Origin of the sequence: Halopseudomonas pelagia, assembly GCF_009497895.1 — a bacterium.
In the GTDB taxonomy this organism is placed as follows: domain Bacteria; phylum Pseudomonadota; class Gammaproteobacteria; order Pseudomonadales; family Pseudomonadaceae; genus Halopseudomonas; species Halopseudomonas pelagia_A.
The window spans coordinates 3,327,648-3,343,590 of sequence record NZ_CP033116.1 but is presented as its reverse complement, the minus strand read 5'-3'; the positions used below and the strand labels follow the sequence as shown (position 1 = coordinate 3,343,590).

General features: G+C 59.8%; 13 protein-coding genes. 6 read left to right on the top strand and 7 right to left on the bottom strand.

Annotation, left to right across the window (positions count from 1 at the left end):
• Nucleotides 1–291 precede the first annotated feature (291 nt).
• Both EAO82_RS15480 and EAO82_RS15475 read right to left on the bottom strand, forming a co-directional pair.
• Nucleotides 292–1,914 (bottom strand): PQQ-binding-like beta-propeller repeat protein, encoded by a 1,623-nt coding sequence (locus tag EAO82_RS15480; protein WP_096346733.1) that lies wholly within the window; start codon nt 1,912–1,914, stop codon nt 292–294.
• Nucleotides 1,915–2,243: 329 nt separating this feature from the next.
• Nucleotides 2,244–4,076, bottom strand: a complete 1,833-nt coding sequence (locus EAO82_RS15475; RefSeq protein WP_096346930.1) for an ABC transporter ATP-binding protein — start codon at nt 4,074–4,076, stop codon at nt 2,244–2,246.
• Nucleotides 4,077–4,262: 186 nt separating this feature from the next.
• Here EAO82_RS15475 and EAO82_RS15470 point away from each other — a divergent pair, with 186 nt between their 5' ends.
• A complete protein-coding gene (locus EAO82_RS15470) occupies nt 4,263–4,553 on the top strand; it encodes a GIY-YIG nuclease family protein (protein ID WP_096346929.1) in 291 nt (96 codons plus the stop codon).
• 328 nt (nt 4,554–4,881) lie between these two features.
• Here EAO82_RS15470 and EAO82_RS15465 read toward each other — a convergent pair whose 3' ends face one another.
• Nucleotides 4,882–6,234 (bottom strand): class II 3-deoxy-7-phosphoheptulonate synthase, encoded by a 1,353-nt coding sequence (locus EAO82_RS15465; protein WP_096346928.1) that lies wholly within the window; start codon nt 6,232–6,234, stop codon nt 4,882–4,884.
• Nucleotides 6,235–6,345: 111 nt separating this feature from the next.
• On the opposite strand from EAO82_RS15465, the gene EAO82_RS15460 reads away from it, so the two are divergent.
• The gene (locus tag EAO82_RS15460) at nt 6,346–7,119 is read left to right on the top strand and encodes a methyltransferase domain-containing protein (protein ID WP_174958912.1); all 774 of its coding nucleotides are present in this window, start codon (nt 6,346–6,348) and stop codon (nt 7,117–7,119) included.
• Between the two features lie 5 nt (nt 7,120–7,124).
• On the opposite strand, the gene EAO82_RS15455 is transcribed toward EAO82_RS15460, so the two are convergent.
• Nucleotides 7,125–7,964: a sulfurtransferase gene (locus EAO82_RS15455; protein ID WP_096346926.1), complete on the bottom strand. Its 840-nt coding sequence runs from the start codon at nt 7,962–7,964 to the stop codon at nt 7,125–7,127.
• A 191-nt stretch (nt 7,965–8,155) separates the two neighbouring features.
• On the opposite strand from EAO82_RS15455, the gene EAO82_RS15450 reads away from it, so the two are divergent.
• Together EAO82_RS15450 and EAO82_RS15445 are read left to right on the top strand one after the other, a co-directional pair.
• The gene (locus tag EAO82_RS15450; RefSeq protein ID WP_096346925.1) at nt 8,156–9,334 is read left to right on the top strand and encodes a CaiB/BaiF CoA transferase family protein; all 1,179 of its coding nucleotides are present in this window, start codon (nt 8,156–8,158) and stop codon (nt 9,332–9,334) included.
• Between the two features lie 144 nt (nt 9,335–9,478).
• Nucleotides 9,479–10,588 carry a DUF5610 domain-containing protein gene (locus EAO82_RS15445; protein WP_174958909.1) on the top strand — a complete coding sequence of 370 codons (1,110 nt, stop codon included), beginning with the start codon at nt 9,479–9,481 and terminating at the stop codon, nt 10,586–10,588.
• A gap of 170 nt (nt 10,589–10,758) precedes the next feature.
• Here the strand turns inward: EAO82_RS15445 and EAO82_RS15440 are convergent, their stop codons facing one another.
• From EAO82_RS15440 to EAO82_RS15430, 3 genes are all read right to left on the bottom strand, one after another.
• Complete coding sequence (locus EAO82_RS15440; RefSeq protein WP_231703226.1) at nt 10,759–11,235, bottom strand: SprT family zinc-dependent metalloprotease; 477 nt, start codon at nt 11,233–11,235, stop codon at nt 10,759–10,761.
• A 57-nt stretch (nt 11,236–11,292) separates the two neighbouring features.
• On the bottom strand, nt 11,293–11,760 hold the full coding sequence (locus EAO82_RS15435; protein ID WP_096346923.1) for a flavodoxin family protein: 468 nt from the start codon (nt 11,758–11,760) through the stop codon (nt 11,293–11,295).
• 65 nt (nt 11,761–11,825) lie between these two features.
• Nucleotides 11,826–12,116, bottom strand: a complete 291-nt coding sequence (locus tag EAO82_RS15430) for a hypothetical protein (protein WP_143520327.1) — start codon at nt 12,114–12,116, stop codon at nt 11,826–11,828.
• 231 nt (nt 12,117–12,347) lie between these two features.
• Between EAO82_RS15430 and EAO82_RS15425 the strand changes: the two genes are divergently transcribed.
• Both EAO82_RS15425 and ggpS read left to right on the top strand, forming a co-directional pair.
• A complete protein-coding gene (locus EAO82_RS15425; protein WP_096346921.1) occupies nt 12,348–13,655 on the top strand; it encodes an MFS transporter in 1,308 nt (435 codons plus the stop codon).
• Nucleotides 13,639–15,900 (top strand): glucosylglycerol-phosphate synthase, encoded by a 2,262-nt coding sequence (gene ggpS / locus EAO82_RS15420; protein ID WP_096346920.1) that lies wholly within the window; start codon nt 13,639–13,641, stop codon nt 15,898–15,900. Before EAO82_RS15425 ends, ggpS begins: the two co-directional genes overlap by 17 nt.
• Nucleotides 15,901–15,943 lie beyond the last annotated feature (43 nt).

Below are 15,943 nucleotides of genomic sequence, written 5' to 3'. Positions count from 1 at the left end.
CCGCTGGCATCCTCAGCCCCCACACATTCCTGCATTCACCTCGTCATTCCCGCGCAGGCGGGAATCCATACGGCCTCGAGTATTACTTCAGTGGTTGTGCCAGAAGGAAGTCCGCTTGGATCCCCGCCTGCGCGGGGATGACGGGGAGTTGGCGCGCCCACCTCGTCGTTCCTGAATGCTCAACTCGTCGTTCCCCGCATCTCAGCTCGTCATTCCCCGCATCTCAAATCGTCATTCCCGCGAAGGCGGGAATCCATTTTGACCTTGGCATGGTTCGTCAGAAAGCCAGCCTCAATTCCCGGCCGGCTCCAGCTCAATCTTGTACAGCCCATTATCCACATCAGAGGTGAAATACACTGTGCCGTCAGCAGCCACCGCGACCCCAGTCGGAATCCCGCTGGGCGGCATGCCGGGGCCGGCGGGGAAGCCTATGGGCAGATTCTCTGCCAGGGTGATACGTTCACCGGTTTCAACATTCAAGCGTATAAGTCGCTGAGCGGCGGATTCCGCGATAACGAAATCTCCATCGGCGGTCTGCGCCAAACCCTCGGGCATCAGCAGGCCTTCGGCAACACGCTTTACTTCACCGCTGGCGGGATCCACTCGGGTCAGAAAGCCCGCGGCTTCAGTCAGATAAATCTTTCCGTCCTGGCCCAGAATCATCTGCACAGGGCCCTGAAGCCCGTCTGCCAATGTGCGTTTGTTATCCAGCTCGGCACCACTCAGCTGCGCCAGTGATCCGCTAGCCAGCTCGCTAACCACGATGCTGCCATCGGGCAGTTCGATGGCATCGGAAGGGGCGTTCAAGCCGTGGATGATCCGGATGGTGCTGTGACCATCGCGGTCGATAACGTGAAGGGTGCCGGTGGAGAAACTGGTCAGCAGTAGCCGCGTTTTACCCAGACCAACTGCGATGGGGTACTCGACGTCTGAACCATGTGCGCGGCGAATATCATGCACCTCACCGGTGGCTGTATCTACCGAGCGAAAGGCGAACACATCGCTGACGTAAAGGGTTTTGCCATCTTCCGCCAGCGCAATACCCCCAGGTACCGCCAACTCGCCCTGAGTGATAACGCGGACGTCGCCGGTGCTCGGGTTGACCTGGGAAATGCCATTGTCGGCCATGTTGGAAACGTATATGCGGTCCTGTGCATCGATCGCCAGGTTGTCCAGCGCTGTGTCGAGCTCAGCCACCAGCTCGGTGTCGCCGGTGGCGATATCTACACGCATCAACTGACCGCTTAACGTGTCGACCACATAGAGGTTGCCTTTGGAATCGAAGTTCACCGCAGCCGGGGTGCCAAAGCCGTCAGCCACCGTTTCCATCTCACCATCTACCGGGTTGATCTTGACGACTTCCCCTTTGAACCATAACGGGCCATACACCCAACCATCCTTGCCCACTTCAAATCCATTGAAGCCGCCCATGTCTTTCTTGATCAAACGCGGTTCGGACTCACCCTTGACGTCAATCTCCCAAAGCGCGTCGCCGAGGAACACCTGGCTGGCGAACAGTTTGCCGGTTTGCTGGTTGAAGGCGATGGAGTTGATGCCGGGTTTGCCTTCAGCGAGGACGCGGATGGGCGCATCATCATTCTCCCGATAGAGCACCTGGCCTGAGTAGAAACCGGTCCAGGCCATCTCGCCATTTGGGCCGATAGCGATGTCATCCGCCTGGCCATGGTCGGGGCCAATAACGGTGCTGACTTCGCCACTCTCCGGGCTGACCTGATAGATGCTGTTACCCACGACGCTACCAGCCAGCAGACGATCCTGATGGTCCACCGCCAGGCCGTGCACGCCTTTGAATTCGGACGGGGCAACGAGGGGCTGAGGTGCGGAGTAGGAGGCGGCAAAGGTGCTGGCGGAGATCAGGCTGGCCAGAAGCGTAATGGGGAAAATGGCTTTCATGGGGCATCCTTGTTTTTAGTGTAATTGCTCTATCTTAGCTGGGAATTTTGCTGCGGGTGGGTTTTATGGGCGGGATTGATGATGGGCGATAGGGCGGGGTTAGGGTGGGGTGGATATGGAGGAGTGGGGCTGCGGTTGCATTCGGGGGGTGTTGGAAGCGCGGTAGCTACGGGTCGATACCACGAGCTCACAGCACCGTCATCCCCGCGAAGGCGGGGATCCATTTGGCTTTTCGGCTGGCTGGCATGGTGATGCGAGCTGCGAGGCCGTTTGGATTCCCGCCTGCGCGGGAATGACGGGGCGGGGGCGCTGTAGTTGGGGTGGAAGTATTAAACGTCCTCTCCGAGAAAACCGCCTGATTGCCGCGCCCACAGCTGAGCATAGAGCCCGCCCTGCGCGAGCAACTCCGCGTGGGTACCGTCTTCGATAATCCGCCCCTGGTCCATCACAATCAGCCGATCCATGGCTGCGATGGTAGACAGACGGTGAGCGATGGCGATGACGGTTTTGCCCTGCATCAGGGTATTGAGGCTTTCCTGAATCGCGGCTTCGACTTCTGAATCCAGTGCCGAGGTCGCCTCGTCCAGAATCAGAATCGGCGCATCCTTGAGCATCACCCGAGCAATGGCGATGCGCTGGCGCTGACCGCCGGAGAGTTTCACGCCGCGCTCACCCACGTGCGCATCAAAGCCGGTGCGGCCTTTGGCATCTTCCAGCTCGGCGATAAAGTGATCTGAACGTGCCTGCCTGGCAGCCTTGATCAGCATGGTTTCGTCGGCATCGGGGCGGCCGTAGAGAATGTTGTCGCGTACCGAGCGGTGCAGCAGCGAGGTGTCCTGGGTGACCATGCCGATATGCTGGCGCAAGGACTCCTGATTGACCTCGGCAATGTTCTGGCCGTCGATCAGAATGCGCCCGCCTTCCACATCATGAAAACGCAGCAGCAGATTGACCAGGGTCGATTTGCCGGCGCCGGAGCGGCCGACCAGGCCGATTTTCTCGCCGGGCTGGATGGTCAGGTGCAGGTCGTCGAATACGCCCTGGTCCTTGCCGTAATGAAACAGCACGTGGTCAAAGCGAATCTCGCCGCGCTCTACCTGGAGGGCAGGGGCGTCTTCCACGTCCTGAACGATCTGCGGCTGGGAGATGGAGTTGATGCCGTCCTGCACGGTGCCGATATTTTCAAACAGCGCCGACAGCTCCCACATGATCCACTGCGACATGCCCCACAGACGCAGCACCAGCCCGGTCGACACGGCGACGGCACCGATAGTGGCGGCTTCATTCAGCCACAGCCAGATCGCCAGCGAGGTCACGCTGACCAGCAACAGGCCGTTGAGCATATACAGCAGGAAGTTGACCTGGGTTACCAGGCGCATCTGCTTGTAAACCGTCAGCATAAAGCCGTCCATACCCTCGCGGGCATAGGTCGATTCGCGCCGTGAGTGGGAGAACAGTTTTACCGTCTGGATATTGGTATAGCTGTCGACAATCCGCCCGGTCATCACCGAACGCGCATCGGCCTGACGCTCTGCGACCTTGCCCATCTTCGGGATATACACGCGCATCAGCAGCACATAACCGAGCATCCAGGCGATCATCGGCAGGGTCAGGCGCCAATCGGCGATGCCCACGACCAACAGCGTGCCGAGGAAGTAGACCACCACGTAGTTCAGCACGTCGATCAGCTTGATCACGCATTCACGCACCGCCAGTGCGGTCTGCATCAGCTTGGTCGCAATGCGCCCGGCGAACTCGTCCTGGTAGAAGGCCATGGACTGCTTGAGCAGGTAACGGTGCACCAGCCAGCGGATGCGCATGGGGTAGTTGCCCATCAGCGTCTGGTGGCTGACCAGCGAGTTGCTGAGGATCATCAGCGGTAGCAGCAACAGCACGATCAACCCCATGCCGACCAACTTCCAGCCTTCGTTCTGAATAAAGGTCTCGCGGTTCTGTACCGAGAGCCAGTCGACGATGTTGCCAAGGAAACTGAATAGCCAGACTTCGGTAATCGCGATACCGGCCATCAGCACCGCGGCGATGCTCAGATACAACCAACTGCCACGGGTGAAGTACATGCAGAACGCCAGCAGCGTGCGCGGCGGCTCCAGGGGTTCGTCCGAGGGGAAGGGGTTCAGTCGTTGTTCAAACCAGCGGAACATGTAATGGCCTGTGCGGGTGCGGCGAGGGGGCCGGTATTATGCGCGGTCGTGTTGGGCTGGCTCAAGAGTACAGATGGGTTCGGCCGTGCAGGACTGTACTGGTTCACCTTCATTTTGTGAGGTGATTCCGGTCTTTGGCTGGGTGTGGGGGGTAGGATTGGGTTTTGCTGACAGCGAGGTCGGGGTATGAGGTTGCCTGCGGTTTATATGATGGCTTCGGGGGTGCGAGGTACCTTATATGTGGGCGTGACATCGGATTTGGTGCAGCGGGTGTGGCAGCATCGCGCGGGTACGTTCGGTGGGTTCACTGGGCGGCATCAGGTCAAGGAGTTGGTGTGGTATGAGCGGCATGGGTCTATGGAGGCTGCGATCTGCCGAGAGAAGGTACTAAAGAAGTGGCGTCGCCTCTGGAAGTTGGAGTTGGTTGAAGAGCTCAATCCGGAGTGGCGGGACCTGTGGGCCGAGATTGCTGAGTGACTCTGACTCAGTTGGGTGAGTACTCAACCACGACAATGGATCCCCGCGTTCGCGAGGATGACGGTATCTGAATGTGCGAGGTAGCAGGTCGTGCAGAAGTGCGTGCCAAAACCCCGTCATTCCCGCGCACGCGGGAATCCATTTTGACCTTGGTTTGGTAATCAAGATGCATATGCGCGCCTCGTTTACACCCGACAATGGATCCCCGCGTTCGCGAGGATGACGGTGTGGGAGGGTGGTGTGTTAGTGGTCGAGCATTTTGCGTCCAATACCTCGTCATTCCCGCGCAGGCGGGAATCCATTTTGACTTAAATGTCTCGGCAGCCCCTTACCGCCGCGCCTTCTTCAACGTCTCCGCAATCATAAACGCCAACTCCAGCGACTGGTCCGCATTCAGCCGCGGATCGCAGTGTGTGTGGTAGCGGTCAGATAGTCCGGCTTCGGTGACCGGGGTGGCGCCGCCTATGCATTCGGTGACGTTCTGGCCGGTCATTTCGATATGGATGCCACCGGCCCAGGTGCCTTCGGCCTGGTGCACGGCGAAGAACTGTTCCACTTCCTTGAGAATACTGGCGAAGTCCCGTGTTTTGTAGCCGCTGGAGGCTTTGATGGTGTTGCCGTGCATCGGGTCGGAACTCCAAAGCACCTGCTTGCCTTCGCGCTCGATGGCGCGCACCAGCTGCGGCATATGCGCTTCGACCTTGTCTGCGCCCATGCGCACAATCAGGTTCAGCCGGCCGGGATCGTTCTCAGGGTTGAGCACGTCGATCAGCCGCAGCAGCTCGTCCGGGTCGGTGCTGGGGCCGGTTTTGACGCCGATCGGGTTGTTGATGCCGCGCATGAATTCCACGTGGGCGCCGCCGGGCTGGCGGGTGCGGTCACCGATCCAGAGCATGTGCGCGGAGCAGTCGTACCAGTCGCCGGTGAGGCTGTCCTGGCGGGTGAAGGCTTGTTCGTAATTCAGCAGGAGTGCTTCATGGGCGGTGAAAAAGGAGGTCTCACGCAGTTGCGCGCTATGTTCCAGATCCACGCCGCAGGCGCGCATAAAGGCCAGGCTTTCATCGATGCGGCTGGCGAGGTTTTCGAAGCGGTGGCTGGTCGCGGAGTTGGCGATAAAATCCAGGTTCCACTGGTGCACCTTGTCCAGGCTGGCAAAGCCGCCGGAAGCGAAGGCGCGCAACAGATTGAGGGTGGCGGTGGCCTGGTGGTAGGCCATCAGCAGGCGCTGCGGATCAGGAGCGCGGCCGCCGGCTTCGAAGGCTATATTGTTGATGATGTCGCCACGGTAGGCGGGCAGGGTCAGATCGCCCTGGGATTCATCATCGGCGGAACGCGGTTTGGCAAACTGGCCGGCCATGCGCCCAACTTTAACTACCGGGCAACTGGCGGCAAAGGTCATGACCACAGCCATCTGCAGCAACACCTTGAAGGTATCGCGAATCTTTGGAGCAGAGAACTCGGCAAAGCTTTCAGCGCAATCGCCGCCCTGCAACAGGAATGCGCGGCCCTGGGTGACTTCGGCAAATTGGCGGCGCAATTCACGCGCTTCCCCGGCAAATACCAGCGGTGGATAACTCGCCAGCGTGTTTTCTACCTGCGCCAGTGCATTGGCATCGGCATACGTGGGTTGCTGAATGATCGGTTTGCTGCGCCAGCTGTCGGGGGTCCAGGGTGCGGTCATGAGGTCTCTTGAATTGGGTATTGAAGTGCTGCAATGGTACTCTGAGTCATGACATTCAGACAGCCCATCCCTTTTTTCAAGCGTGTTTTCAGCGCTTTGAGGCCTTTTTCGATGAGTAATGAAGAGAGCCTGCTCGAAGCCATTCGTGACGACTACGGCGTGCTGCGTGTGACCGAGGCAGAGGGTTACCGTTTTTTGTATTTTGGCGAGCAAACCGAACAAAGCTGCTGCTTTGAGGCGGATCCCGCCTGGTTGGAATATGACTACACGCGGGCCATGTTGCTCGCACTCTATTGGCAGAACAAGCCGCAACAGGTCACATTATTGGGCCTGGGTGGGGGGAGTCTGGCGAACTGTCTGCTCAAGCATTTTCAGCCGCAAAAGGTGACCGCTGTGGAATTGCGCCCGGCGGTGGTGGATGCGGGTCGTAAATGGCTGGGGTTGAGTGAAGACCCGCGGCTGGAGATCAAGATAGGCTGCGCGGAGCAGTACATCAACGAATCACCGGCCAGTTGCGATCTGCTGTTTGTGGATCTGTATATGGAGGGCGGTATCTCGCGTCTGCAGCTGCAGGCCGAATTCTTCCAGCGCTGTCACCGGGCGCTGCGGCCCGGCGGGCTGCTGGTCATCAATCAATGGCAGTTGGGCAACACCGGTAACCCCTATGCCGGGCGTATGCTGGAACAGCTGTTTGGCGACAAGTATCTGCAAGTGCCGGTCGAGGAGGGCAACATCCTGCTGTTCATACCCGCCAGTGGGCAGTTGTTTCTGGAAAAGCTGGCTTTACGCAGCTGGGCGGATGATTTGGAGGCGCAGCTGGGTTATTCGCTGCGCCCGTATGTCGAGGCGCTGCGCCGCGCAAGCGAGGCGCCGGTTATCGACTAAGCCGGCTAGTCCCGAGCGACAGGGCGCTGTGGGTCGGTAATCCATTCACTCCAGGAGCCCGCGTATAATTTGGGTTCTGGCAGCCCGGCCTCGACGGCGGCGAGAATGTTGTGGCAGGCGGTTACGCCGGAACCACAGTAACTCACCAGTTCTTTGCCGCTGTCGTGCCAGGGCGCAAAACGGCTTTTGAGTTGTTCCGGCGTTAACCAACGCCCATCGGCGAGCGTGTTCTCGGCGCACGGCAGATTGGCCGCGCCAGGAATATGCCCGGCGACCGGGTCCAGCGGTTCCACCTCGCCGCGATAACGTGCTGGACCGCGGGCGTCGAGCAACTGCAGCGATGAGTCATTCAGGCGCTGGGTAATTTCCGCTGCATCAATCAGCTTGCTGTTGTCCGCTTGGCCTTGAAAATTGCCTTCTGCCGCCGGGCGCGGCGTTTCCTGGCTTACCGGCAGACCGGCGTTGGTCCAGGCTTGAAACCCGCCGTCCAATACCTTGACGCTTGTATGGCCAAGCCAGCGCAACGACCACCACAGCCGGGCAGCAAACATACCGGCGCCGTCGTCATAGATTACTACCTGGTCAGCATTATTCAGCCCGATGCGTTGCAGCCGGGTTTGCAGCAGGCCAGGGTCGGGGAGCGGGTGACGCCCGGTGGTGCCGGGAACGACCTTGGCAGACAAGTCCTTATCCAGATGCATATAGCGCGCGCCGGGAATGTGGCCAGCGGCATAATCGAAACGACCCTGATCCGGTTGGTCCAGAGAAAAGCGACAGTCGATAAGGCATAGCTTTGGGTCATCAAGCAGTGTTGCCAGGGAGTGGATATCGATAAGCTGGGACATGTGCCGGTCTCCTGAAGAAGCTGATTGGCCAGTGTAGCTGCATATGCGTGGCGACAGCGGACTATTGGTGAGAACGTCAATTCTGCTAGTTCGTCCTGATTCTGGCTTACCTGCCATATGGGTCGCGAGCATGCATCGCTATGCTGGAGAACCTGTTCATTCAACGGCAGTTAACGACGAAAGGAGGCGACATGCCCGGCCCGCTGGAATCACTGAAGATCCTCGACTTCTCCACGTTGTTACCCGGCCCTTTTGCTTCGCTGATGCTCGCCGACATGGGCGCCGAGGTGTTGCGCGTGGAGTCACCCGAGCGCATGGACCTGGTGCGCATGTTGCCGCCCCATGTCAATGGGGTATCCACCAGCCATGCCTACCTCAACCGCAACAAGGGCTCCATCGGGCTTAACCTCAAGGCTCGCGAGGCGCAGGCGATTGTGCGGGGCTTGATTGCCGACTACGACGTCGTTATCGATCAATTCCGTCCGGGTGTGATGGATAAGCTGGGCGTGGGCTATGAGGCGCTCAAGGCCATCAATCCGCGGCTGATCTATGTGTCCATTACCGGCTATGGCCAGACCGGGCCCTATCGAGATCGCGCGGGGCACGACATCAATTACCTGGCGTTGTCCGGGTTGGCCAGTTATACCGGCAGGCGGGAAGAGGGGCCGGTGCCGCTGGGCATGCAGGTGGCGGATGTGGCTGGTGGGTCGCTGCATGCAGTGGCGGGCCTGCTGGCAGCCGTGGTGCATCGTGAGCGCACGGGTGAAGGTCAGCATGTGGACATCAGCATGACCGATTGTGTATTCAGCCTGAATGCCATGGCGGGTGCGGCGTGCCTGGCGGCCGATGTGGAACCCGAGCTGGAAGGCACCATGCTCAATGGGGGCAGCTTCTATGATTACTATCGCACCCGAGACGGTCGCTGGATGGCCGTCGGCAGCCTTGAACCGCAATTTCTAAAAGCGTTGTGCGAAACCCTGGGACGGCCGGAATTGGCGGCTACCGGTTTGTCCGCCAGCAAGCGTGATCAGCAAAAGCTCAAGGCCGAGCTCACCGCCGCTTTCCTGCAGCATGACTTCAGCCACTGGTGCGAGCAGTTTGCCGCAGTGGATGCCTGTGTTGAACCAGTGCTGTCATTGAAGGAAGCCGCACGGCATCCGCAGCTGGTGGCTCGTGGAGTGGTGCAGCAAGTGCCGGTTGGTGACGTCATGCAGCCGCAGATGGCCTGCCCGATCGTATTCGGTAGTGGTCTGAATGTCCCCAGGCATGGCGGCAAGGCCCTTGGCGAGGATTCGGAACGGATACTACTGGGTATGGGTCTAACGCCAGAGGAGATTGCTGCCTTGCGGGCAGCCAGGGCGGTCGGCTAAGGCTGGCGATACCCAAGATGCGCTATTGAGAAGCATCCGACCAATGGTCCTGAGTTTTTCCTGATGCTGGCCGATAACCACTCATTAGCCGGACATCCAACGCGGGTGTTCATTCGCTGGATATGCATCCGGGAGAAGGTATCGATGACTCAATTCAACTCCATTCAGCCAGGTATGGTGCGCCAGAACGCATCTACGTCCAGCGGCATGCCGCGCCTTGATCCGCAGCAGACCCTGGCTAACCGGTTGGCCGAACGGCTGGGCCTGGAAAAGGCCAGCCTGAACGGCAAGGCCGACGACTTTGCGCCAGCCAAGGTCGCTGAACGTATTCTGGGCTTCATCGGTGGCCGGCTGGAGTCGCAGAAGGCCGCGGGCGCGGACACTACCGAGCTGCAGAAAATGTACGACCAGGCCGCGAAAGGCGTGGAGCAGGGCTTCAAAGAGGCACGCAAGATTCTCGATGGCATGGGGGTGCTGGCCGGCAACATTGCCGCTGATATCGACAAGACCTACGAGCTGATTCAGACCGGCATGAAGGATATGGCCGAGCGTCTGCTACCGCAAGCGAGCGAGGCAAACCAGTCTTCGTTGTCGGCCAATGCCAGCCGTTTCGAGGCGCAGTCCCAGACTTTTGATCTGTCAGTCACCACCCGCGAGGGTGACCGTTTGCGTATCAGTGTGGCTCAGGCGTCGGCCAGTGCGTCCAGCAGCCAGGTAGAGGCGGGTGGCACCCAGGCGCAGGGTCAAAGTATCCAGGTTGGCGGCTGGCAGGTGGAGGTCGAAGGCGATCTGAATGATCAGGAACGCAAGGCGCTGGAGCAGTTGCTCGGTGAAGTGCAGGGCCTGTCGGACCAGTTCTATTCAGGGGATTACGCGGGTGCCTTTGACCGTGCGTTGGAATTGAACCTGGACGGCCGGCAGCTGGCATCCATGTCACTGAATCTGACGCAGACCAGTGTGCGCCAGGTGAATGAAACCTATGGCCGGGTAGCTGGCCAGGAAGCGCCCTCCAGTGCGGTGAACAGCGATCTGCGTGAATATGCCGATGGCTTGCTTGAGGCCCTGCGCACGGCCAACGAATTGACCTCATCACCCAGCGATTTGCTGCGTGATCTGCTCAAGGGCGGTATGGCGATGGACGACCGCTTTGATCAAGGCCGACTGGACAAAGCCATGAGCCTCAACGATCTGTTGCTCGAAGGCCTCAAAGGGCAAGTCGAGAAGTCTGCCGAGCAGACAGTCGCCAGCGAGTAAGCTCGCGGGCGTATCTGCGCCAAGTCGAGGCGATCAGGGGCATGCACTGGGTGATCTTCGGAAGGTCAGGATGGATTCCCGCCTTCGCGGGAATGACGGAAATAGCGGGATGAAGGAAATAGCGGGAACGGCGGCCGTTAAGGGAATGACGGAAATGCCGGGAAAAGAGATTAGCTGTGAAACGCCTGCTGGCCGGTGAAATGCAGCAGGTTTCCGCAACGCCGGCATTGGTATTGCCGGCCACGTTGCACCCAGGCATGGCGCTGTGGGGTGAAGTGCACTTCTGCCGGGCAACCACAGCGGTAGTAATAACGGGTGCCGCGGCGTTTGACCGGATAATCATGGCAGCGTTGCGCGGGTAGCTGGAACAGCCCGGTCATGATGCTCTGCCATTCCGGCCCGTGCGGACGGATGCGCGCCCCGAACAGCTGATCGGCGAGCAGGTGCGCTACCTCGTGTGGCACCGTTTGCTGGAGAAAGTCTTCACTGTGATCGCGATACATCTGCCCATTGAAGCGCAGCAGATTGCGGCCCAGATAAGCGACACCGGCGCGCTGCCCGCGCAGATCGATATCCACCCGCGGACGTGGAAAGCGGCGATTGAACCGGGTTTCCGCGAGCTGGTAGCAATGTTCGAGACGCGCCATGAGTTTATCCATGGGGCGCATTATAAGATGAGGGCGCGGCCTGGCAACGCCACAGGGTCAAAAAATACCGGCTTCAAGACCGGCGGCCACGGTCAGCCCCAGTTCTTGCGCTTGCGCAACAAAATCTTCCTGCCAATCGCCTTTGAACACTACAGGTTCCTGTACCCATTCCCAGCGTAAGCCAGTGACGATGCTTTGCACCGCGCGGCGGGTGCCGGTCCCGTCCAGGCCTGCACGAATGTACAGAGCGCAGGGCAAGCCCTGCTTTTGCTCCAGGACCGGGTAGTAGCACCGGTCAAAAAAGTCCTTCAGGGCGCCGCTCATATAGCCCAGATTCTCGGTCGTACCCAGGATGATCGCATCGGCCTGCAACACGTCGTCCGGCTGCGCCTCCAGCGGTGGCTTCCAACTCACGTTTACGCCGCTGACCTCAGGATGACGCGCACCCTCAAGCACCGCCTCGACCAGGCGCCGGGTGTTGTCCGACGGGGCATGGGCGACGATCAGCAAATGCTTCTGAGTCATGCGGCTCTCCCATAGTCGATGGCATGTACGCGCTCAGGCTAGTCCTGGCACGCGGTGAGGGACGCCTAGCGCCGATTTCCCCATACCTTGGCCACTGCGCGTTCGGTACCCAGCCAGGCGACCACGATGGCGAAAAGTCCGACCAGACAGAACACGCCAATCGGTACATATACCGCCACATCAATACCGCGCGGGATAAACACCGCGAGGGCGGTACCCAGCCCAAGAAATAGCAGACCAACTACCCATAAAATCAGCCGGGCTCGGGGGGTGTAGGTATACGCCTGATCACCACCTTCTAGGGGCGTGAGCAGGGGGCTGAACAGTCGGCGGGCAAAATTATTCACGCTGTGCATGATGGGTCCGTGATGCAGATAGGGCGGTTGATGGTGACGCCAGTGTAACGCCATGCAGCGGCCGAATTGAAATCTTCTTGTGCGGATTAGCGGTGGCGGGCGCCTGCTCGATGGGGTATGGTTTTTTCATAAGAGCCAGAAATACTTACTATTTTCGATCAGTTTAGAGCTGACAGCATTTTTGCACCCCCTCTGTCTGGAACCGATAGCAACCCATAAGGACTCGGCTCCATGATGATCATATTGCTGCCTATCGCAGCATTGTTGTGTGGTATCGCCCTGCTGTTGCTGGGCACCGGTTTACTCAATACCTTGCTGGCCCTGCGCGGCAGTGGCGAAGGTTTTGCCGACCAGACGCTGGGCCTGTTGGGCTCGGCTTATTTTGTTGGTTTTATTGTTGGTACCTGGCTATGCCCGAAGCTTATTCGGCGCATGGGACATGTGCGTGCGTTCGGCTTTTTTGCCGCCGCCGCTGCCGCCTCAGTGCTGATCCATGTGCTGTTTATCGATGTTGGCGTGTGGCTGTTCTTGCGCGTGCTGACCGGTACCGCGCTGGTGGGGATTTATACCGTTATTGAGAGTTGGTTGAATACCCAGGCGCCGCCGGAGCGACGCGGTCAGGTGTTCGCAATCTATATGGCGGTGAACCTTGGGGCGCTGGCACTGGCCCAGCAGCTGTTGCGGCTGGACAGCCCAATGGGCTTCAGCCTGTTTGCCGTCGCCGCCATTCTGATCATCGTCGCGCTGATGCCGGTTGCCGCCACCAAACTGGATCAGCCGGTAATAACCAACACCCCCGGGTTGTCTCTCAAGCGTCTCTGGCACGCCGCTCCCGTGGCTTGTGCGGCGGCAACCCTGTCTGGCCTGGCGATGGGCGGCTTCTGGGGTCTGGGGGCGGTGTATGCCGGTCGTATGGGCATGGACGCCACCCAGGTCGCCGGCTTCGTTTCAGTGGTGATTGTCGCTGGCGCTTTATTTCAATGGCCGATGGGCATGCTTTCCGATCGCGTGGATCGCCGGCTGGCGTTGGCCGTGATTGCCGGGGTCGCCGCTGTCGGCGGTGTGCTGATGGCGCTTTTTGGACCTTTAGGGCAGTGGCTGCTGGTCGCCGCTGCGCTGTTTGGCGGCGGTGCATTTGCGGTTTATCCGGCTGCGGTCGCGCACCTGATCGACCACCTGCATCACGAAGATATTCTCTCCGGCAATGCCTCGCTATTGATGCTGCACGGTGTAGGCGCCGCAGTCGGCCCGGCACTGGCGGGGTGGTTGATGGGCATGACCTCGCCCATGGCCTTGCCGCTGTTCTTTACCCTGATGTTCGGGCTCTGCGGCCTGTATGCGCTGCAGCAGTCGCGGCTCGGTAAGGATCGGATCGTCGACGGCGCAGCGCACTATGTGCCTATGGTCCGCACTTCGCCAGCGGTGCTGGAAATGATGCTGGAAGACGCGGAGACCGACATACCGCCGCCGTCCGCTGACAGCGAGTCTACAATTAAACCGGCAGCAGACAGGAGTAAAGCCGATGATTCTGGCAACTGATCTAGATGGAACCTTTCTTGGCGGAGACCCTGATAACCGCCAACGCCTGTATCAACTGATTGATGCCCACCCGGATATCCAGCTGATATTCGTCACCGGCCGCGGCCTCGAGGTCGTGGTGCCGCTGTTATCCGATCCGGCCATACCGCGTCCGGATTACATCATCTGTGATGTGGGTGCGACGCTGGTCGACGGCCACACATTGCAGGCGGTGTATCCGCTGCAAAGCGAAATTGAAGCCACCTGGCCGGGTGAGCAGGTGGTGGCGGCGCGCATGGCCGAGTTTCCTGGAATTGACCGGCAGACGGTGCCACAGCAGCGGCGCTGTTCTTACTTCTGTGATGAGGGCGCGGTCACGGAGGAAGTGCGCGAGGCTGTCAAAGCGCTGGGTTGCGATCTGCTGTATTCCGCCGATATGTACCTGGACTGTCTACCCGCAGGGGTTAACAAGGGCAGCACCCTGCGGCGTCTGATCGAGCATCTTGCGGTGTCCGAAGACGAGGTGTTGGTCGCGGGAGATACCTTGAATGACCTGTCGATGTACGAGCAGGGCTTCAAAGGCGTGTGCGTCGGTGAGTCCGAGACCGCGCTGCTGGATGCCACGGCAGACCGTGCCAAGGTGCTGCATGCGCGCCTGAGCGGCTGCGGCGGGATTCTAGAGGCCTTCGGGCATTTCGGTTTTCTTGGGCCTCGCGGTGTGTCTTCCGAATTGCCGGAGTTGAGCATCAAGGGCAAAGCTGACCTGGTCATGGTCTATCACCGGCTGCCCTATGAAGAAGCGGTGGAGGATGGGCAGTTGGTGCGCCGGCCGCATACCTCGCCAAACGGCATTCTGCCGACACTGATGAGCTTCTTTGGCGGTGAGCAGCGCGGCTCCTGGGTTGCCTGGTCGATTCACGATCCACGCCAGGGCCGGGTGTTCGAAGTGCATACCAAGGTCGACGACGAACGCTATCCGAATCTGGTTGCCGCACGAGTGGCGTTGACCAAGGAGCAGGTCGATGTGTTTTACAAGCGCTTTTCCAAGGAAGCTTTCTGGCCGACTTTGCATACCTTCTGGGAAAGAGCGATTTTCCGCGAAGACGACTGGACGGTTTTCCTCAAGGTCAACCGTCTGTTCGCCGAGCGTACCGCGTCTGAGGCGGCTGAGGGCGCGGTGGTCTGGCTGCACGATTACAACCTGTGGATGGTGCCGGCGTTTCTGCGGCCCTTGCGCCCGGATCTGACCATCGCGTTCTTTCACCATACCTACTTTCCTTCGGCTGACGTGTTCAACGTGCTGCCCTGGCGCCGGCAGATTATCGGCAGCCTGCTGCAGTGCGACTACATTGGTTTTCACATTCCTCGGCAGTCGGAGAATTTTGTCGATGTGGTGCGCGGCGTAGCGCCGGTAGAAGTGCTGGAAACCCAGGGTTGCGCGCCGCGCTTTCTCACCTATGGTTGCGCGGTCGGACTGGACAACATGACCCGGACCATGGCCGTGCATGGCCGGCACATCGGCCTGGGGGCGCATCCGGTGGGGCTGGATGTGGGCCGAGTTGCGAGCGTGATCGACGAGCCCGAGTGCCAGGCGCAGATGCAGGAATTGCGCGAGCAGCTTAAAGGCCTGCGCGTGGTGCTCTCGGTTGAGCGGCTGGATTACACCAAGGGCATTCTGGCCAAGCTGCTGGCTTTCGAAGCGCTGTTGGACGCGCATCCCGAGCTGATCGGCAAGGTCTCGCTGTTAACCATCTGCGTCCCGGCAGCCCGCGAGATGACCATCTACGAAACGCTGCTGGCGCAGATCGAACAGGCGGTGGGTCGTATCAATGGGCGCTTCTCACGGGTTGGCTGGTCACCGGTGCAGTTCTTCTACCGGGCGTTTCCGTTCCGCGACCTGATTGCCTATTACCTGATGGCTGACGTGATGTGGATTACCCCGTTGCGTGATGGTCTCAATCTGGTCGCCAAGGAGTATGTCGCTACCCAGGGCTTATGCGAGGGTCGCGGTGTGCTGGTGTTGTCCGAGTTTGCTGGCGCGGCGGCCGAGCTGCATGGCGCCTTGCTGACCAATCCGCACGATCCGCATGATATGCGCGATACGCTCTATCTGGGGCTGACGCTGGGCCGGGCTGAGCGCGAAGCGCGCGTACGCGAGATGTTTGGCGTAGTGCAGCACAACGATATCAAGCGCTGGGGGGATGAGTTCCTACAGGCCGTCAAGGATAGCCGCCGCGAAGGCGAGGCGTTTCTGAACAAGGGTTAGGGCAAAACAGGGTAGGGATTGAGGGAAGGGGTTGAAGAACGGG